The organism is Pediococcus pentosaceus ATCC 25745, assembly GCF_000014505.1.
In the GTDB taxonomy this organism is placed as follows: domain Bacteria; phylum Bacillota; class Bacilli; order Lactobacillales; family Lactobacillaceae; genus Pediococcus; species Pediococcus pentosaceus.
Genome location: NC_008525.1, coordinates 424,897 through 447,360, shown reverse-complemented (window position 1 = coordinate 447,360; position 22,464 = coordinate 424,897). Strand labels below are relative to the sequence as shown.

The 22,464-nt window shown below is 38.2% G+C and carries 23 protein-coding genes; 8 read left to right on the top strand and 15 right to left on the bottom strand.

Translation table 11 applies throughout. The annotated features are described in order from the left end of the window. The first annotated feature begins 4 nt into the window (after positions 1-4). Positions 5-673 (top strand): histidine phosphatase family protein, encoded by a 669-nt coding sequence (locus PEPE_RS01980; RefSeq protein ID WP_002832843.1) that lies wholly within the window; start codon positions 5-7, stop codon positions 671-673. Positions 674-714: 41 nt separating this feature from the next. Here the strand turns inward: PEPE_RS01980 and PEPE_RS01975 are convergent, their stop codons facing one another. The 5 genes from PEPE_RS01975 to PEPE_RS01955 form a co-directional block, all read right to left on the bottom strand. Further along, the gene (locus PEPE_RS01975; RefSeq protein WP_029257747.1) at positions 715-1,665 is read right to left on the bottom strand and encodes an ABC transporter ATP-binding protein; all 951 of its coding nucleotides are present in this window, start codon (positions 1,663-1,665) and stop codon (positions 715-717) included. A 9-nt stretch (positions 1,666-1,674) separates the two neighbouring features. Then, complete coding sequence (locus PEPE_RS01970) at positions 1,675-2,748, bottom strand: ABC transporter ATP-binding protein (RefSeq protein ID WP_002832841.1); 1,074 nt, start codon at positions 2,746-2,748, stop codon at positions 1,675-1,677. 14 nt (positions 2,749-2,762) lie between these two features. Next, positions 2,763-3,788, bottom strand: coding sequence for an ABC transporter permease (locus PEPE_RS01965; RefSeq protein ID WP_002832840.1), 1,026 nt, complete (start codon positions 3,786-3,788; stop codon positions 2,763-2,765). A gap of 4 nt (positions 3,789-3,792) precedes the next feature. Continuing rightward, a complete protein-coding gene (gene opp3b, locus PEPE_RS01960; protein WP_011673054.1) occupies positions 3,793-4,722 on the bottom strand; it encodes an oligopeptide ABC transporter permease in 930 nt (309 codons plus the stop codon). A gap of 89 nt (positions 4,723-4,811) precedes the next feature. Next, positions 4,812-6,434: a peptide ABC transporter substrate-binding protein gene (locus PEPE_RS01955; protein WP_002832838.1), complete on the bottom strand. Its 1,623-nt coding sequence runs from the start codon at positions 6,432-6,434 to the stop codon at positions 4,812-4,814. 214 nt (positions 6,435-6,648) lie between these two features. Between PEPE_RS01955 and hflX the strand changes: the two genes are divergently transcribed. The 3 genes from hflX (at position 6,649) to PEPE_RS01940 (ending at position 9,308) form a co-directional block, all read left to right on the top strand. After that, entirely contained in the window at positions 6,649-7,911 is a 1,263-nt protein-coding gene (hflX, locus tag PEPE_RS01950; protein ID WP_011673053.1) for a GTPase HflX, read from the top strand. A 100-nt stretch (positions 7,912-8,011) separates the two neighbouring features. Further along, the gene (locus PEPE_RS01945) at positions 8,012-8,725 is read left to right on the top strand and encodes a MerR family transcriptional regulator (RefSeq protein ID WP_011673052.1); all 714 of its coding nucleotides are present in this window, start codon (positions 8,012-8,014) and stop codon (positions 8,723-8,725) included. A gap of 25 nt (positions 8,726-8,750) precedes the next feature. Next, the gene (locus PEPE_RS01940) at positions 8,751-9,308 is read left to right on the top strand and encodes a GNAT family N-acetyltransferase (protein WP_011673051.1); all 558 of its coding nucleotides are present in this window, start codon (positions 8,751-8,753) and stop codon (positions 9,306-9,308) included. Between the two features lie 63 nt (positions 9,309-9,371). Here PEPE_RS01940 and PEPE_RS01935 read toward each other — a convergent pair whose 3' ends face one another. The 8 genes from PEPE_RS01935 to PEPE_RS01900 form a co-directional block, all read right to left on the bottom strand. Further along, positions 9,372-10,028: an amino acid ABC transporter permease gene (locus PEPE_RS01935; RefSeq protein WP_002832834.1), complete on the bottom strand. Its 657-nt coding sequence runs from the start codon at positions 10,026-10,028 to the stop codon at positions 9,372-9,374. Then, complete coding sequence (locus PEPE_RS01930; protein WP_002832833.1) at positions 10,028-10,678, bottom strand: amino acid ABC transporter permease; 651 nt, start codon at positions 10,676-10,678, stop codon at positions 10,028-10,030. Before PEPE_RS01930 ends, PEPE_RS01935 begins: the two co-directional genes overlap by 1 nt. Then, on the bottom strand, positions 10,675-11,511 hold the full coding sequence (locus PEPE_RS01925; RefSeq protein WP_011673050.1) for a transporter substrate-binding domain-containing protein: 837 nt from the start codon (positions 11,509-11,511) through the stop codon (positions 10,675-10,677). Before PEPE_RS01925 ends, PEPE_RS01930 begins: the two co-directional genes overlap by 4 nt. Before the next feature lie 11 nt (positions 11,512-11,522). Next, positions 11,523-12,263, bottom strand: a complete 741-nt coding sequence (locus PEPE_RS01920) for an amino acid ABC transporter ATP-binding protein (protein WP_011673049.1) — start codon at positions 12,261-12,263, stop codon at positions 11,523-11,525. Between the two features lie 152 nt (positions 12,264-12,415). Beyond that, positions 12,416-13,270 (bottom strand): DUF6681 family protein, encoded by an 855-nt coding sequence (locus PEPE_RS01915; RefSeq protein ID WP_011673048.1) that lies wholly within the window; start codon positions 13,268-13,270, stop codon positions 12,416-12,418. 11 nt (positions 13,271-13,281) lie between these two features. After that, on the bottom strand, positions 13,282-13,788 hold the full coding sequence (locus PEPE_RS01910) for a hypothetical protein (RefSeq protein ID WP_011673047.1): 507 nt from the start codon (positions 13,786-13,788) through the stop codon (positions 13,282-13,284). Between the two features lie 94 nt (positions 13,789-13,882). After that, positions 13,883-14,332, bottom strand: coding sequence for a Fur family transcriptional regulator (locus tag PEPE_RS01905; protein WP_002832827.1), 450 nt, complete (start codon positions 14,330-14,332; stop codon positions 13,883-13,885). Between the two features lie 47 nt (positions 14,333-14,379). After that, a complete protein-coding gene (locus PEPE_RS01900; RefSeq protein WP_011673046.1) occupies positions 14,380-14,961 on the bottom strand; it encodes an AAA family ATPase in 582 nt (193 codons plus the stop codon). Between the two features lie 126 nt (positions 14,962-15,087). On the opposite strand from PEPE_RS01900, the gene PEPE_RS09155 reads away from it, so the two are divergent. Further along, positions 15,088-15,264, top strand: coding sequence for a hypothetical protein (locus tag PEPE_RS09155; RefSeq protein ID WP_002832825.1), 177 nt, complete (start codon positions 15,088-15,090; stop codon positions 15,262-15,264). 102 nt (positions 15,265-15,366) lie between these two features. Here the strand turns inward: PEPE_RS09155 and PEPE_RS01895 are convergent, their stop codons facing one another. Further along, complete coding sequence (locus PEPE_RS01895; RefSeq protein ID WP_002832824.1) at positions 15,367-15,789, bottom strand: bis(5'-nucleosyl)-tetraphosphatase; 423 nt, start codon at positions 15,787-15,789, stop codon at positions 15,367-15,369. A gap of 149 nt (positions 15,790-15,938) precedes the next feature. Here PEPE_RS01895 and PEPE_RS01890 point away from each other — a divergent pair, with 149 nt between their 5' ends. Further along, positions 15,939-17,327 (top strand): amino acid permease, encoded by a 1,389-nt coding sequence (locus PEPE_RS01890; protein ID WP_002832823.1) that lies wholly within the window; start codon positions 15,939-15,941, stop codon positions 17,325-17,327. Between the two features lie 59 nt (positions 17,328-17,386). On the opposite strand, the gene PEPE_RS01885 is transcribed toward PEPE_RS01890, so the two are convergent. Beyond that, positions 17,387-18,733 carry an NCS2 family permease gene (locus PEPE_RS01885; RefSeq protein WP_011673045.1) on the bottom strand — a complete coding sequence of 449 codons (1,347 nt, stop codon included), beginning with the start codon at positions 18,731-18,733 and terminating at the stop codon, positions 17,387-17,389. A gap of 239 nt (positions 18,734-18,972) precedes the next feature. Between PEPE_RS01885 and PEPE_RS01880 the strand changes: the two genes are divergently transcribed. Together PEPE_RS01880 and PEPE_RS01875 are read left to right on the top strand one after the other, a co-directional pair. Next, a complete protein-coding gene (locus tag PEPE_RS01880) occupies positions 18,973-21,411 on the top strand; it encodes a Xaa-Pro dipeptidyl-peptidase (RefSeq protein ID WP_002832821.1) in 2,439 nt (812 codons plus the stop codon). A 113-nt stretch (positions 21,412-21,524) separates the two neighbouring features. Next, positions 21,525-22,439, top strand: coding sequence for a proline-specific peptidase family protein (locus PEPE_RS01875; protein ID WP_011673044.1), 915 nt, complete (start codon positions 21,525-21,527; stop codon positions 22,437-22,439). Positions 22,440-22,464 lie beyond the last annotated feature (25 nt).

Here is a 22,464-nt window from a genome sequence, read left to right as displayed (position 1 = left end):
TTACATGAAAACCGTCAATTATTATTTCGTCCGCCATGGACAAACTTTATTTAATCGTTATCGTCATCTTCAAGGTTGGTCAGACTCACCACTAACTGAAAAAGGCGTTGCAGATGCTAAGCATGCTGGTGATTTGCTTACTGATGTTAACTTTGCAAATATCTATTGCTCAGATACTACCCGAGCGATTAAGACTGCTCGTTACATCAATGCCCAAAACCAACATCCTAAAAATGAAAAAGAAATTGAGATGATTTCAGCTTTTCGCGAACAATTTTTTGGTTACTTCGAAGGAGCTAACTCAGTCGAAACAGAGTTTAAATTGTATCAACAACACTCCACGGTTGAACCAACCTTAAATGCTATGACGGCTATGCATGGTATCAAGGTCGCTATTGATATCTGGAAGGACGTTGACCCTTTTCATGATGCTGAAAGCTATGATGAAATTGTCACTCGGCTAAAGCAAGGATTGGATTATACCTTTAAAAAAGCTCAAGATGGCGATCATCTGCTGGTGGTCTCCCATGGAACCTTGATTCGCATTTTAACATCCATGTTTAACGATCAAATCGATGTTTCTCACAGTCCTCGTAACGGAAGTGTTACGGAACTTCAGTTAACTGAAAATAGTGGACAAATTAAATACTTTGGTAAAACTACTAAAATATAAAAAAGAGGCTTGACGTAAAAACGTCAAGCTTCTTTTTATACTCACTTTATTTTGTAAGCTTCTGCTCGTTGGCGATATTCTTCAATCTCATCATCGGCTGCTTTAACAAAATGATTAGGTGTAATTTCAACCATGCGTCGTTCTTTATCATCAAATTCGCGGGCTGCATCATATGGAACCTGACGCCGGTTGCGTTCAAACTCTGGATCAGGTTCTGGAACAGCTGAAACTAAACTAGCTGTGTAGGCATGCAAAGGATGATTATAAACTTCCTCTGCTGGACCAATTTCTAGCATCTTACCATAATGCATAACTCCAATTCGATCACTGATATACTTTACCATGGATAAATCATGGGCAATAAATAGGTAAGTCAGTCCCTTTTCTTCTTGCAACTTTTTCATTAGATTAACTACTTGAGCTTGGATGGAAACATCCAAAGCAGAAATCGGCTCATCCGCAATGATGAATTTAGGTTGCACCGCTAACGCACGGGCAATCCCAATCCGCTGACGTTGCCCACCAGAAAATTCATTTGGATAACGGCTGGAATGGTCTTTATTTAGCCCCACCGTTTCCAACAATTCTTCCACTTGTTCAGAACGATCCTGTTTATTTTTAGCCAAATGATGGATATCAATCCCTTCAGCAATAATATCTTTGATCTTCATTCGTGGATTCAAAGAAGCGTACGGATCTTGGAAGATCATCTGCATTTCGCGTCGAAATTCCATAATGTCTGACCGCTTCTTAATTGAAGCAATATCTCTTCCTTCAAAATTCACGTTACCAGAAGTTGGATCTTGAAGTCGAATAATAGCTCGTCCGGTAGTCGTTTTTCCTGAACCAGACTCGCCCACTAACCCAAAAGTTTCACCTTCGTAGATATCAAAGGAAACGTCATCAACGGCATGGACTTCGTCTTTTTTACCGACATTAAAATACTGTTTTAAATGTTTTACTTCTAAAATCTTTTTTGTTGTGTCCACTATGGTTTCCTCCTATTCCCCAACGCGAAGGTCGGCTGAATCGATTTGAAACGTATCTTGATAAATCTTCCAACGCCGTTGAATTTCTGCTGGTGGTTCCACTGCGGGTGCATCTGGATGTAATAACCAAGTTGCTGCATAATGCGATGGGCTAACCTTAAAGAATGGTGGTTCAAGTTCCTCGTCAATCTTCATCGCATAAGGATTACGGGCAGCAAAAGCATCCCCAACTGGTGGATCCAATAAATCTGGCGGAGTACCAGGAATAGGTTCTAATTCTCCCTTAGCTGTATCCAAAGTAGGCATGGAGTTCAAGAGTCCCCAAGTATATGGATGCTGTGGGTTATAAAAGATTTCATCCACTGATCCATATTCCACAATCTTTCCGGCATACATTACTGCTACTCGATCAGCCATGCTGGCTACGACGCCTAGATCATGGGTAATAAAAATAATTGAAGTCGAAATCTTGGCTTGCAATTCTTTCATTAAATCTAAGATCTGAGCTTGAATAGTCACATCCAAAGCCGTAGTTGGTTCGTCAGCAATCAAAATTTCTGGATTACAAATTAATGCAATCGCAATTACGATTCGTTGGCGCATCCCCCCTGAGAATTGATGTGGGTAATCATTAATTCGTTTTTCTGCGTCTTTAATGCCCACTAACTTGAGCATTTCAAGTGCTCTTTTTTGCGCCTTTTCTTTACTAATCTTCTGGTGAATCATTAATGGCTCGGCAACTTGTCGTCCAATCTTCATCGTTGGATCTAATGACGTCATTGGATCTTGGAAGATTTCAGCAATATTTTTACCACGAACGTCTTGCAATTCTCGATCATTCATCTTTAAAATATTTTTGCCGTGTAGCTCAACGGTTCCCCCAATAACTTCCGCATTATTAGCTAACAATCCCATAATCGTTTTAGTAGTTACCGTTTTTCCAGAACCGGATTCTCCCACGATGGCCAAGGTTTCTCCCTGATGTAAATCAAAACTAACGTCTCGGATTGCTTTAACCGTTCCAGCATAGGTATGGAAATCAATCGCTAAATTTTTTACTTCAAGTACTTTTTTATTTGAACTCATTAATCAATTTCCTCCTATCTACGGGCTGTCCGTGGATCAAAAGCGTCACGGAGTCCATCAGCTAAAATATTAAATGCAATCATGATAATGGCCAAAACAATTGCCGGATACCACATTTGGAATGGTAAGAACTGGAAATTACGTTGCCCATCATTAATCAACGTTCCTAGTGATGCAGTAGGAGCTTGAATACCAATTCCGATATAACTCAAGAAGGCTTCGAAGAAAATTGCCGTTGGAATGGTAAACATAGTTTGAATAATGATGACACTGGATAGGTTAGGCAACAAATGCTTAACCGAGATTTTCCATGGCGATTCACCTAGCGACTGGGCAGCTAGAATGTACTCTTGATTTTTCAAACTTAGAGTCTGGGCTCGAGTTAGTCGTGCCATTGTAGTCCATTCGTTAATCGCAATCGCTAATACAATCGGTAAAATCCCACCATTTTTGAAAACCAATAGTAACAGAACCATAATTACAATATTAGGAACGGAAGACATAATTTCGATAATTCGCTGCATGAAAATATCGATTTTTCCACCTTTCCAGGCCGAGAAGATCCCGTACCCTACCCCAATTAGTAAATCAATGATGGTTGCGAAAACCCCAATCAATAGAGAAATCATCGTCCCATGTAAGATTCGCTGTGCTAAGCTACGTCCTAAATAATCTGTTCCAAGGTAGAAATACTTATCTGAAGGAACTTTATTAGCTTTATAAGCATCAATTCGTTCCCCACCTTGCACAATTGTTCCATTAAAGCCGTTAATGTTAACTCCTGGAACCTTAGCCGGTAAGTTAGCATAATCGGGATTAGAATTATTGGGATGTGGAGCAGTGATGGGTGATGTGAATGCAAAAATCGCAACGATAATTAAAATCCACATACTGATAAAGGCTGCTTTATTTTCCTTTAAACGCCGCCAAGCGTCTTGCAAAAACGTTCTCGACGGGGCAGTAATTTTTTCATCATCTAAACGTTCACCCTTACTAACAGGTTGAAAGGCATCTTTAGGTAAGTTCACTTTTTCTTCCATTACATTACTCCCCCTTTCCAGTAATTCTAATTCGTGGATCAATCAATCCATAGATGATATCTGTTAATAATAGAACTAAACATAATAGACCAGAGTACAACATGGTTACACCCATAATAGTTGGATAGTCGTTAGTTAAGATTGACTTAACGAATTGTTCCCCAATTCCTGGAATTGAGAAAATATTTTCCACAACCATTGAACCAGTCATAATAGCGACGGCTAATGGACCCACTACGGTAACTAATGGAATCAAACTATTACGCAAAGCATGATGGAAAACTATTCCCATTTTGCTCATCCCTTTCGCTCTAGCAAGTTCAATATAGTCACTTCCTAAGACATCTACCATTTCGGTTCTCACAAAACGAGAAGTGGTTGCAAAGGGATTAGCTGCCAAAGCAATTGATGGAAGGACTGTACTGGCAAACCCACCCCATCCGGCTACTGGAAGCCATTGTAATTTAAGTCCGATGTAGTATTGGAGCACAATCGCCAAAACAAAACTTGGTACAGAAAGTCCTAGAATCGAAATAATATTAGCAGTTCCATCAACCCAAGTATTTTTGCGAATGGCACTAATTGATCCAGTAATGGTTCCAAAAACCACACCTAGAATCATTCCCTGAATCCCGATGGTTGCAGAAGGTCCAATTCGACTACCAATTAAGTAAGAAACCTCTTGATTACTAAACTGGAATGAAGTTCCGAAATCTCCATGCACTGCGTTAATCATGTAGCTCAAGTATTGTTGCCACACCGGCTTATTAAGCCCATATTGTTCATAAATAATCTGAATTTGCGCTTTTGTTAACTTTGCTTGATTATTCAATGGTGTACCAGGCATTAACTTCATTAAAAAGAACGTAATGCTGGCAATCAAGAACAGGGTCAGTAGCAAGTAAAAAACACGTCTTGCAAGATATCTTGCCATAAATCTCCCTCACAATCTCTGGTCCAATATGCACAAAGGGTAAGAGCAATGTATCACTCTCACCCAATGTAATTTGTTCCCATTTTTAATTATTTGATATATGCCTGCTTGTAATCAAAGTTCAATCCAGCCGAGTTATACACAATACCCTTAAGGTTGGTTTTACGCAACATTGATTGTCCTTGTTGATAAAGTGGAGCAACTGCTTGATCCTTCAATAGGATTTGTTCCGCCTTCAACATATCATCCCAACGTTTTTCAGTATTACCAGCGTCAGTAGTATTCGCAGCCTCAATCAACTTATCGTATTCCTTATTAGCCCATTTACCGTTATTTTGTGAGTTATCAGACGTAAATAGTTGAAGGAATGAGATTGGATCTGAGAAATCAGCGCTCCATGCTGTAATAACTGCATCGAATTTACCATCGACCGAGTTTGCTAAACGGTTCTTAAATGGCACGTTACTTAACGAAACTTTCACATTAGGTATCTTTTCAAATGCTGATTGTAAGAATTCAGTTGACTGCTTAGCAGCGGTAGTATCATCACTAAGAAGTTGGAAGTTCAATGAACGCATACCTTCTTCTTTAAGACCTTCAGCCATCAACTTTTTAGCTTCTTTCAAATTGTATTCCGAAGCTGATTTAACATCGACTTCAGAAGCAAAGTCCTTGCCATTCTTTTCATCCTTAGCCAACTTAGCCGGCGTTACTCCCGTTGCAACCGTTGATCCATCACCTTTAATCTTATCAACAAATTGTTGACGATTAATAGCTAACGAAAGAGCCTTACGGATTTTAGCATTCTTAAAGTACTTGTCCTTCTTTTGGTTATATTCAATGTAGAAAGTTGAAGCATTTAAGTACTTAACGTAGTCTTTATTATTCTTGTATTGTTTAACCTGTTCACTAGATAAGGTCATTTGATCAAGCTTATTACTATTATACATGTTCAGAGCCGTTCCAGTGTCTTTAACCACTTTCCAGTTCAAAGTATCCATCTTGACATTTTTCTTATCCCAGTAAGTCTTGTTCTTAACGAGCTTCCAGCTTAAGTTAGAACCTGTCCAACCTTCCATTCGATATGGACCGTTATAAACTGTTGTTTTAGCCGAAGTACCATACTTATCACCGTACTTTTTAACGGCCTTCTCATTTTGAGGGAAGAAGGTTGGCATTCCCATCAGGAGTTTAAAGTAAGAAATCGGACGATCAAGGGTCACCGTCAACTTATACTTGCCATCAGCCTTAATTCCCAATGATTTATAGTTCGCTTTACCACTAGCAATTTTATCGGCATTTTTAACACCCGAGAAGATATATGCGTATTGGGAAGCTGTTTTCGGATTTACCGTTCTTTGCCAACCATATACGAAGTCTTTTGCAGTTACCTCATCGCCATTACTCCACTTAACCCCTTTTCGTAGAGTAAATGTGTAAGTTTTGTGATCATCTGAAACTTTAGTTTTTGTAGCAATCGCATTTTCAACTTTATTGTTCTTACCAATTCGATATAGTCCTTCTTCTGTACTACCTAATTGGGTAAAACCAACCACATCTGTAACCTTAGATTGATCCATTGTTGCTAATTCAGCAGACTCTTGAATGTTTGCTGTTTTTTTACTATTTGAATTGCTCGAACCACATGCTGCCAAAACAAACGTTGAAGCTAATGCAACTGAGCCGAGCTTTACAACTGTTTTTAGTTTCATCTCACACACTCCCTATATTTTCAACCAATTATCTTTTACTATGAAAATGAGTATATATTAAAATTATATTAAAATCAATATTAAACTCTAATTATTTTAACTATTCTCTAATCCAAAGCACCATGTTATCTCATAAACGTTAATTACATGTAACTAATCAGCTTCCATGATATAATTATCTAAACGTTTTCAAACTTTGGAGGCCATTTATTTTATGAATGAGAAAATACTAATAGCGGGACTCGAACTCCCCAATATGAACCTGGATTATGCCATGGATGAATTAAGGTCGCTAGCCATGGCCAACAATATGGACGTGGTTGATCAAGTGACTCAAAAATTAGAGCGTCCTAATGCCGCCACTTACTTTGGTAAAGGTAAAGTTGAGGATCTGGTTCAAATTGCAACGGCCTTAGAGGTGGATACCATTGTTTTAAACGATGAACTTTCTCCCAGCCAGTTAACTAATCTTGAAAAAGAAACTAATCTACATTTTATTGACCGTACAGGATTAATTCTAGAAATCTTTGCTAATCGAGCTCACTCTCGTGAAGCTAAACTTCAAGTTGAATTAGCTAAACTTCAATACCAACTACCTCGATTACGTACTAGTTCCACCCAACGCTTGGATCAGCAAACTGCTGGTAATACAGGAGGCGGCTTCACCAACCGTGGTTCCGGTGAAACTAAACTGGAGTTAAACCGACGGACAATCCGTAATAAAATTAATCATATTAATAAAGAACTAAAGGAAATGACAACCTCTTCTGACATTCAACGTAAGCAACGCGATAAGAAAGACATTCCAAGTGTTGCATTGGTCGGTTACACCAATACTGGTAAATCAACTACCATGAACGGGTTAGTTCGTATGTATGGTCGCAATGAAGACAAACAAGTTTTTGAAAAAGACATGCTCTTCGCTACTTTGGATACGAGCGTGCGTAAGTTAACGTTCCCCGATCAAAAAGAATTAGTTTTGAGTGATACCGTCGGGTTCGTTAGCCATTTGCCTCATCAATTAGTCAAAGCTTTCCGTTCGACTTTGGCGGAAGCTGCTAAAGCTGATTTACTAGTTCAAATTGTTGATATTTCTGACCCCCACTATCGTGAAATGATGCAAACTACAGAAGATACCTTAAACGAAATCGGTGTAACCGATATTCCTATGATTTACGCCTTTAATAAAGCCGATTTAGCTGGAGTTAGTTATCCCACTCTAGATGGCAATGAATTAACTTATTCAGCTAAACAACTTCAATCACTAGAAATGGTTACCGCTTTAATTAAAAAACAAGTCTTCAAAAATTATGTTGAAGCTAAGTTCTTAATTCCTTTTAACGAGGGACAGGTGGTCGATTTTCTTAACGGCAACGCTGATGTAAAAAAGACCGATTATACCGAAGAAGGAACCGAAATTACCGCAGAATTAAAAGAAAAAGATTATCAACGCCTTGCTCGTTATGTAATCCAATAATTAAAGTAAAAACAGACGCTCAATTATGGACGTCTGTTTTTTTACTCCTCTTGACCTTCGGGTTACCCTAAGGTTTATACTCTATGAATGAGGTGATGGCATGCCAGAAAAATTAGTAACTATCTCAACCTTAGCACGTTTGTTAAAAACAACAAATCATACTATTCGTTATTATGAAGATGAGGGCTTATTTAAGCCCGCTGAAATTGCACCAAATGGCTATCGAAAATACGGTATGTCACAAGCATACCAACTATCCTTTATTCTTTTTTTAAGACAATTGGATTTTTCAGTGGCATCTATAAAGCAAATCTTGCAAACCAACCCATCCGTAACGGATTTACTGTTAGCTAAAAAAATAGCCATTCAGACCGAACGGCATCGGTTGGAGCAGCTAGAGAAAATATTAGATGATCAGTTAAATATCCATCAAAATTCAGCGAGTCCTACCCTAAAAGTTGCAACACCATTTTATCTTCAATCGGTCAAACGCTTACCCATCGATTATGATTTTGGAATAACCGAAATTATGGATGGGAATTGGAATCCTGACTTTATATTGCGCAAATTGTATTACGTAATTACTCCTGACTACTACGATATTTGCATAGTATCAACTAAACCTACGTCTCAAAAAATAGCACCTGGTGAGTATCAACTAACTCCCATTAAAGCTTCCAGTGCAGAATCATTTGACCAGCAAGTTGCACCATACTTAAAAAATCAAAAAAGAATTATTGCTTTAGAAGATCGCCGAGGATTTTTAACAGCCAATAGTAATCTAGTAATTCATCTTCTCATCCAAAAGACATAAAAATTATAGGAGGAAAAGAAAAACAATGCCGATTTCAACCAAAAGACTTTATTTACGTCCTTTTACACCAGATGATGCTCCCAGCATCTATCAATATGCTAAAAATCCTAAAATTGGACCCATTGCTGGCTGGCCCGTCCATACCAGCGTCGCTAATAGCCGACAACTGATTGAACAATATTTGATGCAAGCTACTATTTATGCCGTAACTCTAAGGGACAATCCCGACGAGGCAATTGGTAGCGTCGGGCTAGAAATAGTTAATAAAGGTGGTGGGAAATCTTTCATGGGAGCTAATGATGCCGAAATTAGTTATTGGATTGGAGAGCCATTCTGGGGTCAAGGGCTAATCCCAGAAGCTGCAGCAGCGGTCATCAAGGATGGCTTCACCACGTTAGGATTATCTAACATTTGGTGTGGTTACTATGATGGCAATCACCAATCTAAGCGAGTTCAAATGAAACTAGGTTTCAAACCTGAACTAACCATCGATGAAATGTATAACCCGATCTTAGACGACATCCGCAAAGAACACTTCACAAAACTTAAGCGAACTGAGTGGCTCCGTCAAAATGATCAGTAAACACAATGTTAAAAAATAGGACGAGTAACCTTAGATGAGGTTACTCGTCCTATTTGTATAATTTTATGATGCAATTCTTTTTTCCAAGTAACGCGAAAATAGTGATAACGCATAACAAACAATAAAGTACATTACAGCCAATGCAACGAACATTGGGATGATGTAATTAGTATTTTGTCCATAAATGATTTGCGCATGATACATCAATTCTGGCAGCATAATAATCGTTGCTAATGAAGTATCCTTAATCAAAGAAATAAATTGACTAACTAATGCCGGAATCATTCGTACTTGAGCTTGCGGCAAAATAATGTAACGCATTGCTTGCCAGTACGTTAACCCGTTAGCTCGAGCACCTTCCATTTGCCCTTTAGAAATTGACTCGATTCCTCCACGAATAATTTCAGCTAGCATCGCCGATTCAAAAACGGTTAGAGCTAGGATAGATGAAGGAATAATTTCAATTCTCAAACCTAAGTTAGGTAAACCGAAATAAACAAAGAAGAAAATTAAAATCAACGGTAAATTACGGATCAAATCAATGATGAAACCCACAATCGCTGAAAAATACTTTATTCTCATATACCGAATAAATCCTAATATTCCACCTAGAATATAACTTAGGATAATTGAGATAACCGAAACTTCAACGGTTATCCAAAGCCCCTTTAATAAAAACATTAAATTTACTGCTGAGTAAGCATCCATAAATGATTTCATCATGCAGCACCTCGATTCGTCCGTTTTTCAAGATAACGCATATAGTAACTGAGTGGCATAGTTATAATTAAGTACATAACTCCCACTACTAAATACGAATTAATCGTATCAAAGGAAGTAGAAGCAATATCATTTCCTACATACATCAAGTCAAAGCCGGCTACGAAAGCAAGTACTGATGAATTCTTAACCAAATTAATAAATTGGTTACCTAGAGGTGGAATCACAATCTTAAAGGCTTGAGGTAACACGATGTAACGCATTGCTTGCCAATAAGTCATTCCGTTTGAGCGAGCTGCTTCCATTTGCCCACCACTAACTGATTGAATTCCCGCTCGGACGGTTTCAGCAATAAAGGCTGATGTATAAATGGTTAATCCAATCGTTCCAGCAACAAATCCATTAATCGAAGCGACATATTGAGGAATTACGATGTAGAAAAACATCGTTACTACTAGTAACGGAATGTTTCTTACCACTTCTACATAGATTCTACCGATGGTGTGTAATACTTTACTTGGTAAAACTTCAAAAATCGCAAACATTGATCCGATGATCAAACTAAAGAATAGTGCAATCACACTACAAAGGACGGTTTGTCCCAGTCCACTTAGAAGTTCTGAGCCATGACTAGCAATTATATTAATCATCTTTCAACCTCCTTGTAGTCAAATCCAGCGATATTTCCAAACCATTTTTCGACTAGTTTGTTGTACTCGCCACTTTCTTCCAATTCTTTCAAGGCTTGGTTGAGATGCTTTTTCAACTGACCTTGTCCTTTATTAATTGCAATCCCATAAGGTTCTTTAGTAAAGGCTTTTCCAACAACTTGATAATTAGGATTGTCGACCGCCATCCCAAATAAAATACCATTATCAGTCGTTAACGCTGCTCCTTGACCAGATTTTAAAGCGGTCAAAGCCTGAGCATAATCTTGAAGCTGAATTACCTGCGCCTTAGGAGCAAACTTTTTAATATTCTCGACGGAATTAGATCCAACCACCCCGATTACTTTAGTTCCGGGCTTATTCAAATCTTTAACGCTCTTAATGGAGCTACCTTTTTTAACTAAAAGCGATTGACCAGCATCAAAGTATGAATTTGAAAAATCGACAACTTTTTCACGTTCTTTCGTGATTGTCATCGTAGCAATAATTGCATCTAAATTACCGTTTTTCAGTAAAGGTATCCGAGTTTGACTCGTAACTTGGATAAAGTTGGCTTTGGCCTTTTTTCCGAGCATTTGCTTGGTTAACGCTTTGGCAATATCGATATCAAATCCCTTAATTTGTGAATCTTTAACATCCATCAAACCAAACAGTTTAGTATCGGCTTTAACACCCCAAGTGATGGAATCCGTCTTTTGGGCTTGATCCCAAGCATCTATATTTTTTACTTCACCCTTCGCACCACAACTACTTAACAACACTAAACTTGCCATGAGGGTGAAAATGAGGGCGACACTTTTCAGTATTTTTCGCATATTCTCCCCTCCTAATGTTTAATAATTTTACTTAAGAATTGGCGTGCTCGTTCATTACTTGGTTGTCCATCAAAGAATTCCTTAGCTTGATCGTCTTCTAGAATTTGTCCTTCGTCCATGAAAATAACGCGGTCCCCTACTTCGCGGGCAAAGCCCATCTCATGGGTTACCACAACCATGGTCATCGAAGAATCTTTAGCAATCTTTTTCATTACATTTAAAACATCGTCAATCATTTCTGGATCCAAAGCTGATGTTGGTTCATCAAATAAAATACACTTTGGATGCATAGCCAAACTCCGAGCTATTGCAATTCGTTGCTTTTGACCACCAGAAAGCATCGATGGCATACTTTCTGCCTTATCTGCTAGCCCAACTAAGTCTAACAATTCCATGGCAACTTTTTTATTTTCATCATCCTTCCGTCCTAGAACTACACGAGGAGCTAACATGATATTTTCAAGCACACTTTTATTGTTGTATAAATTAAAATGTTGGAAAACCATGCCTACTTCACGACGAATCTTATTCATATTGGTCTTCTTGCTAGCCAAATCAAACCCGTTAACTACCAGTTGTCCGCTATTAATACTTTCCAATCCGTTAATAGTTCGGATTAAAGTACTTTTACCAGAACCAGATGGTCCAATCAAAACTACTGTCTCACCCTTTTCAATCGTTAAGTTGATATCTGTCAGGGCGTGGAACTTCCCATAGTACTTTTCAACATTATGAAATTCGATCATTGACATAATAAATCCCTCCAGCTGCGCCCATCGGTTATTTAAACGAATCCTTATACAACCTATAAGCTCCCATTTTTTCTATACCTATTTAAAATATAAGCGACAAAAAAAGGACTGTCAAAGCATATCGCTTGAACAGTCCTTAATTATTTTATACTTTAAACCTCATGAAGCGAGGTATTACGGCGTTTATAGGCAATATTCACTTTTATAAAAAAATTTTCATTTTCAGTGATAATCCCTGAGCGTCCTATCATTTTCTTCTCACCGCCACTTAATAATACATCCGCCAAGTAAAGGTGATTTTCTTGTTTAGCAGCTTCGAAACTAGCTGCCCCAACTTTGGTAATTACGCCAACTGGTAACTCTTCCATCTGATTTAATCCAGCATAAATGGTAGGCTGCCCATTAATCATTTTTATGTCAGCAAATGGGAATTGAATGCCTTCGTCCCCAATAGCGTAAACTTCCGTTTGTCCTGGTTGTAATTGTTCCTTAATCTGTTCATCACTTCGTCCACCGTAATCCTCAAAAAGGATTCCAGCATTTTTCATCAACATCGCAATTTGTTCAATATTTCGCTTTTGTTCGCCCGTGGATTCGACCTGTGCAGGTAGTAGCATCCGTTGGTCAAACATCCCTGCTGGTGAACTGCTAGCTTGACGACTTTGGCGTTCCACTTGGGCTAAGCGCCGTCTAAATTCTTCTTTTTCTCGAATTTCTTCCGGAGCACCACCCACATATTTCTCCAAGATAGGAGAAATATCAAAAGGTGCTTTCTTAGTCGTGAAGAAGTAGTAAATATTCATAATTGAAAAATACAAGAACACTAAAAAGATTGCTAATAGCAATAATCCTCTAAGATAGCGTCCATTTTGTAAGAAACGAATACCAATATATAGTAAATACCAATTTCCGACGAATGCCATGACCGTGTAAACTTGATTCTTTAGTTTACTCTTAACATTGATCATTCCCATATAATGGCTCGCTAATGTAAGAAATGAAATCACGTTAATTCCCCCTATTGTGTGCTAGTCGCCGAGCTACCTGATGCAGCTTGGGCATTCTGAGTTGTGGTACCTGCCGAACTTTGTGCTGCACTAGATGCTTGATTTGTATCCGTGTCAGCATCACTAGATGCATTATTAGTAGTATCGTCATTATTATTTTCATTTGTATTTGTGCTAGTTTTACCACTGCTTGCCGTAGCATCTGATGAGCTTTCCGCATCACTTTGTGAGTCTTCGGTGCTATTTGAATCCATTGTCTCATCTTCTTTGGAACTACTTGTTTCATCATCTTTAGAGCTACTATCTTCATCCATGGAACTTTTACTTGATTTATCATCAGATGAATTTTTATCGTCTAAATTACTACTACTTTCATTATTCATTACTTTTGAAGAACGCACGGGCGCTCCTTCAGAAGTGTTGGTCGCCTTATTAACGATTACGTTTGTAGCACTTAAAGCAATGACCATGGTAACAATCGCAATTGGTGTTAAAAAAGGTGGTGTCCTATATGCCATTTCTCTTTCCCTCCGTCTTTAAAAAAAGCATATCAAAAATATTTAGCTTTTATTTCAAATATTGATTAAGTTTGCAATAACTTAAAAAAATCATCTACTTTTCACCCATTAATTGCTTACAATCTGCGCATAACCCATATAACTCAAAATGATGTCCCGTAATCTCAGCCCCTGGCAATTGCTCACTAAAGAAGCTTAGAGGGCACATTTGGAGTTCCCGTACTTTGCCACAGTTATTACAAATAAAATGGTGATGATGAGTGTGCCGTTCATTACAATCTAACTTTACTTCGGTTTTACCATCATTTTCATTTTGATTTTCTTCAACAATCCCAATTTCAGAAAATTCCTTAATGTTTCGATAAATTGTATTGTAGCTCATTTTAGGATACTCTTGGCGCATTAACTGATCTAACTCCGTCAATTCCATGTAGCGGTCCTCATGGATAGCTAGAATATTGAGTAAGCTCTGGCGTTGTTTAGTTAATTTATAGTTATTAGCTTTTAAAATTTTTACCGCAATTTCTTTACTAGTTTTGTTCAAAAATCTGCACCTCTAAATAGTAATCATTACGTTTTACCCTACCATAATTAACCTTCATTTGGTATCTTTTTGGTTGCTTCTTTAACTCTTTGATAAAATTGATCAATTTTTTGTTTGGTGTGCTCCCAATCATCGTTATTAATGACCGTCGCCCGCCCTTGAAGCTCTTCTGGCAACTGCATGTCGCGTCGATATTCGGGACTGTCAATTCTTTTTTGGATTGCCTCTAAGCTATCACCACGTTTTAACAATCGATCCTTCAAAGTTTTTTCTTCGTTTACCCGTAAAAATAAGATTTCCACCTGTGCCCCTAACTCTTTAAGGTAAGTTATTGCTCCAGCTGTGTCTAATACAATACTAGCAATTGAATTTTTTGACCAAGCACGTCGAAGGCCCTCATACGAAGAACCATATCGATAGTAAGAATACTGCACCTGTTCTAAGTAATGGTTATCATCAAATGTCTCGTCTGTTTCAAAGTAATAATCGATTCCTGATTGCTCATTTTTTCTTTTTGGTCTCGTAGTGTGGGTAATTACCTTAATCACTCCATATTTTTGGTAAAGGTAATCGGCAATCGTCGTTTTTCCCGATCCAGTTGGTCCAGCAATCACAATAACTTTATCCATTTTTAACTCCTCAATTCAAAATAGTTGCATTTTTTCCAAAAATATTGTAAATTAAAGTATCCTAACAAATGAAAGCGCTTTTCAAAGCTTTCTAAAATACACTTTAAGGATAGGAGGTTTATCATTATGCAATTCAAAAAATATAGCTCAGCATGGTATAGTATCGCTCTTGATACAGAAAAGCAGGTATTTATCGCTAATGATAAAGCCCAACCAGAGTTTCATGCAACTGGCGTAACCATTGAAGAGGCTGTTCGCAATCTTCAAAGCCTAGAAGATAATTCATTCAGCAAGCTAGCATAATTTAAACTCTATAATAAGCTTTATCAAATGAGGATAAGAGGGCTGTGACACTTAAATGTGTCGCAGCCCTTTTTCTGTACTTATTTACAATTTTTATTTTACCTATACGCTTGGTTTTATGCTCGCAATGAAATGATCAGCCTTATCTAAGGCTTGTTTCAAGTTTAAATACGATAATTTTTCACGCGCCGTAATGTAATCGAACCATCCAGCTGAACTAATTTCCGCTTCTTGTAACCGTAATGTCGTATCTAAAGGAACTTCAGCACTAAATAATGTAACCTTTTTTAGGTTTTTACCAACCTGGTAACTTAATACCTCGAAAAAATTATCGTTAACTTTCGTGATAATACCTGTCTCTTCGCGAATTTCACGTTGAGCTGCTTCAATCACAGACTCTTTATCTTCGACATGACCCTTGGGGAAACCCCAAAAACCACTCGTTGCACTTTCTAAAAGCAAGTAATACGGCTGATTGTTACGTAACTGATACACTACTGCTCCACCATCAAGTTCTAACGCCATCTTAAAACCTCCACATTATCTTCCATATAAATTATACCAGTCCCGTTCTTTTAATTTAATCAAATTTACATTTTTAATAAAAGAAATCCGATTGACGTAGTGAAACTGATTCAGTATTATTAGAAAGATATTAGAAAAGGAAGTGTGTTATGAAAATAATAGATAAAATTTTGAGAAAAGAATCATTAGATAATTACTTAAAGACTGACTCAAAATTCGAAAAAACCATTGGTCCAAAAGACTTACTGGCGCTCGGAATTGGTGCAGTAATTGGAACTGGAATTTTCATCCTTCCTGGTACCGTTGCAGCACTGAAGGCTGGACCATCGATTACAATTTCTTTCGTGATTGCTGCAATTGTATGCGCGCTAGCCGGCATGTGCTATGCCGAATTTGCAGCCTCTATTCCAGTTGCTGGGAGTGCCTATTCGTATGGAACCATCATTTACGGTGAACTTCCCGGTTGGGTGCTAGGTTGGGCCTTAATTTTGGAATATGTCTTAGCAGTAGCGGCCGTTTCCACTGGATGGTCCGCTTATTTTGGTTCTCTCCTGGGTGGTTTTGGGATACACATCCCTACTGCCATTTCTGGATCATTTAATCCAAGTCATGGAACTTACATTAATTTATTCGCAATTATTATCGTCTTGCTAATCGGATTTTTACTTAATCGAGGCTTCCAGTCGTCCATTCGGATCAATAACTTTATGGTCTTTGTTAAAATTGCTATCATTCTAATTTTTATTTTAGTCGGAATCTTTTATGTTAAACCTACTAATTGGAAACCTTATTTTCCATTTGGCGTGCACGGTACTTTAGCCGGTGCCTCAACGGTCTTTTTTGCTTATTTAGGTTTTGATACAGTTTCTGCATCAGCAGCAGAAGTTAAAAATCCTTCGAAAACGATGCCCATTGGCATTATCGGAACTTTAATTATTGCCACCATCTTCTATGTGGCCGTTTCTTTGGTTCTTACGGGGATGGTTCCTTACACTAAGCTCAATGTTGCCAATCCCGTTGCCCTAGCTTTACAGTTAGTCCATCAAAATTGGGTAGCCGGATTACTTTCATTGGGCGCTTTAGCCGGAATGACTACCATGATGATTTCTATGATTTATGGAAGTTCCCGTCTGGTATATGCTACAGGACGCGATGGTTTGTTGCCTAAGGTCTTAGGAAACCTAGTGGGTGAACATCATTCGCCACGCAATGCCATGGTGGTAGTTACCATTTTTATCGCCTTTCTAGGAGGCTTCGTTCCTTTAGATCAATTAACTAACTTAGTCAATATGGGGACTTTACTAGCATTCGCTTTGGTATCCTTGGGAATTATTCCTCTGCGTCATCGCCAAGATATTCCTAATACGGGCTTTAAAGTACCCGGATATCCATTTATCCCCATCATTTCAGCCTTGGCTTGTATCTATTTAATTACCACACTTTCGGTGGAAACCTGGATTGGTTCTGCCATCTGGTTTGGAATTGGATTAATTATCTACTTTAGTTATGGAATTCATCATAGTAAACTGGCCCAATAAAAAAAGAGTTGTGATAAAGGCAAATGTCTTTAATCACAACTCTTTTAATTTATTTCATACTAATTTGGAAGTTTATTAAGCACATATAGCATTAGTGCGAAAGCGACCATTAAAATCCAAACAACGTAATTAACTTCCTTACGGCGACCAGCAACGGTCATTAAGATTGGATAAGTTAAGAATCCAAATGCCATTCCGTAGGAAATATTGTAAGTCAATGGCATTCCAATAATGGTGAGGAAGGCTGGCATAGCAATTTCAAATTTATCCCAATTAATTTCACGAAGCGCAGAAGCCATCAATACCCCAACCACGATTAGAGCTGGTGCAGTTACTTGCGTTGTAACGACTGTTAAAAGTGGTGAGAAAAACATACTAAATACAAACAAGATTCCAACGGTTAGAGAAGTCAGTCCTGTTCGTCCACCAACTGCAATACCGGCAGATGATTCCACATAAGTTGCTGTGGGTGTAGTTCCCATTACTGATCCAGCTAACATTGAAATTGAATCTGCCATTAGAGCCTGTCCAATTCGTGGCATTTTATTGTTTTTCATAATTCCAGCTTGTTGAGCTAACCCAATTAAAGTACCAGCGGTATCAAAAAACGCAACTAGCAATAAGATTAAAACTACGGCCCACATCTCAGGGTCAGCGATTGAAGGCAAATGAGCAATTCCCACTCCAAATGTTGGTTTCATACTAGGAGCAAGGGAAATCAAATGCTCCGGCATTTTAATCAAACCTGTCACCAACCCTAAAATCGCAGTGGAAACTAAACCGATAAAGATTGAACCTGGCACTTTTTTCGCCATTAAAATCGCGATTACAAAAATTCCAAAAATGGTTAACCACGTTGTGGGAACGGACAAGGAACCCATCTCAACTAATGAGGTCTTACTTGCTGTAACTAATCCACCGCCTTGCAGCCCGATAAACGCAATGAAGATCCCAATCCCAGCCGCCATAGCTAATTTGAGATCTTTAGAAATTGAATCAATCACAATTTCACGTACTTTGAGGAAGGATAAAATTGTGAATAAAACAGAAGCAATAAATACTCCGGCCATCGCCTTTTCCCATGGAATTCCCATTCCTAAAACAACTGAGAAAGTGAAAAAGGCATTGTCACCCAATCCAGGCGCAATCGCAATCGGATAATTTGCAAGAAAAGCCATCAACGCACAGCCGATAATTGCTGAAATGGCCGTTGCTGTGAAAACCGCTCCTTTATCCATCCCGGCTTGCCCTAGGATTGTAGGATTAACAAACAAAATGTATGCCATTGAAACAAAAGTCGTTAAACCGGCTAAAATTTCTCTTTTAACCGTAGTATGTTGTTCTGTAAGATGAAACGTTCGGTCTAATAATCCATATGAAGCATTATCATCCAATTTTTGATCCATTATTTCGTTCCCCCATCAAAATCTTTTTTATCAACTTCCATATTATTCCATACTTTAATGTTGTTTTCAACACCTAATGTTCGTTTATAGATGCTTATAAACGTCATAAAAGCTTATTTTTTTATTTCATGAAATTTAAAACGAACTTTTTCTTATTTTTAAAATATTTCAAGGCCTAATTATGTTTTATTGCTTTAGGCGTATAATATGAAACATAAATATTGTGGAGGTTCCATGTTATGAAAAACAATCAATTCGGTCGAATACGACTGGATCGCACTACTGAACTTGAAGAATTAAAAAACATTCATTTTATTGATGCTGATTTATTAGCTGATCCGAAAGCCCAGTTAAAAGATTTTCTAAAACGTTCTTGCCTCGTAAGTAATAGCGAAGCAACTTTCCAACAAAAGTTAAGCAATCTACTCGCAACCCCTGATCAAACTATGGCGGCTTTTTTCGAAAGTGATCAACCACTAACTTTAGAAATTTTTATCTTATTAGAACTCCAATTACTTCAATTTGAGGCCGATACTGATTATCAAATTGAAGATCCACTTAGTGCCATTAGCAAAATTCAACTTCCAGAACTCGATCTCAAAAACTTTGAAACTAGTGCGGATGTGGCACACGCTTGGTATAACTTACTAACTACCCACACCAAAAATGGAGAAGTCTATTTAGACCGCCTAACTCAACAAGGTTATTTCGTTAGTTTTTACCCAACGACCACTAAGCCCCTTTTCTTCAATGGAAAAGCCCAAGCAGTCTTCGATCCTCATCAGTTGATCCGTGAAGTAGTTTATGTGGAAGCCCCTCTCGATACTGATCATGATGGACAGCGCGATTTACTTAAAGCCGAAATTTTACGACCCGCTCAAACTGCTCATGGATACCAAGCTCCAGTCCTATATACAGCGAGTCCTTATAATCAAGGGACAAATGATAGTTATGGAGAAGCAATTACGCACAACGTTGATGTTCCTTTAACTGAAAAAGCGGTTCAAAAAATTTCTAAATCCGACGTCACTGCCGAACCCTTCAGCCAAACACTTCCTGCTGAACGTAAAGTGGCTGGAATGGCTACAAAAGCAAGTGAAACTTTTGCTCGCGAACAGCCCTATACTTTGAATAATTACTTCTTATCTCGGGGCTTCGCCGTGGTTTATGCTGCTGGGATTGGTACTCGAGATTCTGATGGACTTCGTGATACGGGCTCTGTCGAAGAAACCATTTCAACTACAGCAATCATCGAATGGCTAGCCGGCAATCGACGCGCTTTTACTAACAAAACTGATAATCTTGAGATTAAAGCTTCTTGGTCTAATCATAAAATTGCCATGACGGGCCGCTCTTATCTAGGCACCCTCGCCACTGCAGCTGCAACCACTGGGGTGGAAGGCTTAGAGACCATCATTTCAGAAGCAGCCATTTCTAGCTGGTACGATTATTACCGAGACGGTGGTTTGGTCGCTGCTCCAGATACTTTCCAAGGCGAAGATATGGATGTCCTGGCCGCTGAAGTTTTAAGTCGTAAACATGATGCTGGGGATTATTTAGGCATCAAAGCCCACTTTGATCAAATTTTGAAACGTATTGAAAAAGATCAAGACCGTGACTCAGGTAATTATTCTAAATATTGGGACAGTAAGAATTATCTAAATAACGTTAAAAATATTAAAGCTGATATTATAATGGTTCATGGCCTCAATGACTGGAACGTTAAACCACGAAATGTAGGTAAGCTTTGGAACGCTGTTCGGGACTTACCGATCAATAAGAAAATTATTCTGCACCAAGGTCAACACATTTATATCAATGCTTTTCGTTCAATTGATTTCACCGATATGATGAATCTATGGCTTAGTTACAAACTTTTTGACGTTCAAAATGGGGCTAACGAAGTCCTTCCTAATGTAATCATTCAAGATAATGTTGAACCTGAAACTTGGAACACTTATCAAGATTGGCAAGCAGCGGACGATGAGATTCGAGAATTTACACTACAAGCTAAAACGCTGGTGGATCGTGCTTCTGAAACTAAAAACGAGGCAGCTTCATTTCGAGATTCCCTTGATCCAGAATTTTTCGAAATGTATAAAAATGATTTAAAGCATTGGCATACTGATTTGCTAAACACAGAACATGCCACCAATGGTAAAAATCAAATGCGTAATAATCGCTTGATTTTTAAAACAGCACAAACTAAAGAAGATTGGTTAATCGATGGTACGCCTGAAGTTTCCGTTAACGTAGCAGTTAACCAACCATTTGGGATGCTTAGTTTCCAATTAGTTGATTTTGGAGATGCTAAACGTCTCAATCCTTCACCTAGCATTCTCCAACCACGCTCTTTGAGTGGTAGTTTTGATTGGCGGACTGATGATCTACGCGAATTCACGCTTCAAAATGCGGTCACTCCTTGGAAAATGATTTCCAAAGGCCATATCAACTTACAAAATCGTACTAATAATTATTGTGTTGATGAAGTTAAACCCCATCAATTCTATGATGTAAAATTAGAACTTCAACCTACGTTCTACCGCTTATTAGCCGGTCATCAATTAGGACTAGTTATCTATGCTACTGATTTTGAGACTACCATTCGTGGTAACCAAGAACTGCTTTACTCTTTACAGTTAAACCAAAGTCATTTAAAAATAAAGTTAGCACACTAATTTAATTTTTAAATTTATTATTGATTAAACCAATGGTAAATCAATATGGGTTCTGGTCAGTTTCCTTCAAATCTGATATTATAAGCTTAAATTTAAGAAACTAGGTGAGTGTTTTGAAACAAGGAACAACAATTTTAACACTAGATAATGGATACCATTTATGGTCTCACACTGATGGTGACGACGATTCAATCCATCTATTAGCTCTTCACGGTGGCCCTGGTGGAAACCATGAATATTGGGAAAACTTCCACGATGAACTTTTAAAGCAAGGCTTGAACGTCCAAGTACATTACTATGACCAACTGGGCTCATGGTATTCTGATCAACCAGATTACTCCGATCCTGAAATCGCCGAAAAATATCTATCATATGATTACTTCTTAGACGAAGTTGAAGAAGTTCGTCAAAAACTTGGAATTGATCATTTCTACCTTATCGGTCAATCATGGGGTGGCGCATTAACAATGATGTATGCTCTTAAATATGGTCAACATCTTAAGGGTGCTATCATTTCATCCATGGTCGATAACATTGACGAATATTTGGAACATCAAGATGCAATCCGTGATGAAGCTCTTGCTCCTGAAGATGCTCAATTCATGCGTGACTGCGAAAAATCTGGTGACTGGGACAACGAACGTTACCAAAAATTAGTTGACATTTTGAATGCTGGTTACGTTGATCGTAAACAACCAGTTGCAATCCGTCATTTAGTACCAACTATGGCTACTCCGGTTTATAATGCTTTCCAAGGCGATAACGAATTCGTTGTTACTGGAAAACTTAACGAATGGGATGTTCGTGACCAAATTAAAAATATCAATGTTCCAACCTTATTGACATTTGGTGAACATGAAACTATGCCGCTAGATTCAGCACGTCGTATGGCTGAAGTTATTCCTAACGCTAAGTTAGTTACAACGCCTAATGGTGGCCATCATCACATGATTGATAATGCACCAGTTTACTTCAAACATCTTGCAGATTATCTTCGTGAAGTTGAAGCTGGAACTTTCAATAAGTAATCTAAATAAGTCATATTTAAAAAGG

What these genes read in the sequence shown, in the direction of transcription:
- PEPE_RS01980 (WP_002832843.1), top strand. Translation starts at nt 5, where the DNA reads ATGAAAACCGTCAATTATTATTTCGTCCGCCATGGACAAACTTTATTT.
- PEPE_RS01970 (WP_002832841.1), bottom strand. Translation starts at nt 2,748, where the DNA reads ATGAGTTCAAATAAAAAAGTACTTGAAGTAAAAAATTTAGCGATTGAT.
- PEPE_RS01965 (WP_002832840.1), bottom strand. Translation starts at nt 3,788, where the DNA reads ATGGAAGAAAAAGTGAACTTACCTAAAGATGCCTTTCAACCTGTTAGT.
- opp3b (WP_011673054.1), bottom strand. Translation starts at nt 4,722, where the DNA reads ATGGCAAGATATCTTGCAAGACGTGTTTTTTACTTGCTACTGACCCTG.
- PEPE_RS01955 (WP_002832838.1), bottom strand. Translation starts at nt 6,434, where the DNA reads ATGAAACTAAAAACAGTTGTAAAGCTCGGCTCAGTTGCATTAGCTTCA.
- hflX (WP_011673053.1), top strand. Translation starts at nt 6,649, where the DNA reads ATGAATGAGAAAATACTAATAGCGGGACTCGAACTCCCCAATATGAAC.
- PEPE_RS01945 (WP_011673052.1), top strand. Translation starts at nt 8,012, where the DNA reads ATGCCAGAAAAATTAGTAACTATCTCAACCTTAGCACGTTTGTTAAAA.
- PEPE_RS01940 (WP_011673051.1), top strand. Translation starts at nt 8,751, where the DNA reads ATGCCGATTTCAACCAAAAGACTTTATTTACGTCCTTTTACACCAGAT.
- PEPE_RS01935 (WP_002832834.1), bottom strand. Translation starts at nt 10,028, where the DNA reads ATGAAATCATTTATGGATGCTTACTCAGCAGTAAATTTAATGTTTTTA.
- PEPE_RS01930 (WP_002832833.1), bottom strand. Translation starts at nt 10,678, where the DNA reads ATGATTAATATAATTGCTAGTCATGGCTCAGAACTTCTAAGTGGACTG.
- PEPE_RS01925 (WP_011673050.1), bottom strand. Translation starts at nt 11,511, where the DNA reads ATGCGAAAAATACTGAAAAGTGTCGCCCTCATTTTCACCCTCATGGCA.
- PEPE_RS01920 (WP_011673049.1), bottom strand. Translation starts at nt 12,263, where the DNA reads ATGTCAATGATCGAATTTCATAATGTTGAAAAGTACTATGGGAAGTTC.
- PEPE_RS01910 (WP_011673047.1), bottom strand. Translation starts at nt 13,788, where the DNA reads ATGGCATATAGGACACCACCTTTTTTAACACCAATTGCGATTGTTACC.
- PEPE_RS01900 (WP_011673046.1), bottom strand. Translation starts at nt 14,961, where the DNA reads ATGGATAAAGTTATTGTGATTGCTGGACCAACTGGATCGGGAAAAACG.
- PEPE_RS09155 (WP_002832825.1), top strand. Translation starts at nt 15,088, where the DNA reads ATGCAATTCAAAAAATATAGCTCAGCATGGTATAGTATCGCTCTTGAT.
- PEPE_RS01895 (WP_002832824.1), bottom strand. Translation starts at nt 15,789, where the DNA reads ATGGCGTTAGAACTTGATGGTGGAGCAGTAGTGTATCAGTTACGTAAC.
- PEPE_RS01890 (WP_002832823.1), top strand. Translation starts at nt 15,939, where the DNA reads ATGAAAATAATAGATAAAATTTTGAGAAAAGAATCATTAGATAATTAC.
- PEPE_RS01885 (WP_011673045.1), bottom strand. Translation starts at nt 18,733, where the DNA reads ATGGATCAAAAATTGGATGATAATGCTTCATATGGATTATTAGACCGA.
- PEPE_RS01880 (WP_002832821.1), top strand. Translation starts at nt 18,973, where the DNA reads ATGAAAAACAATCAATTCGGTCGAATACGACTGGATCGCACTACTGAA.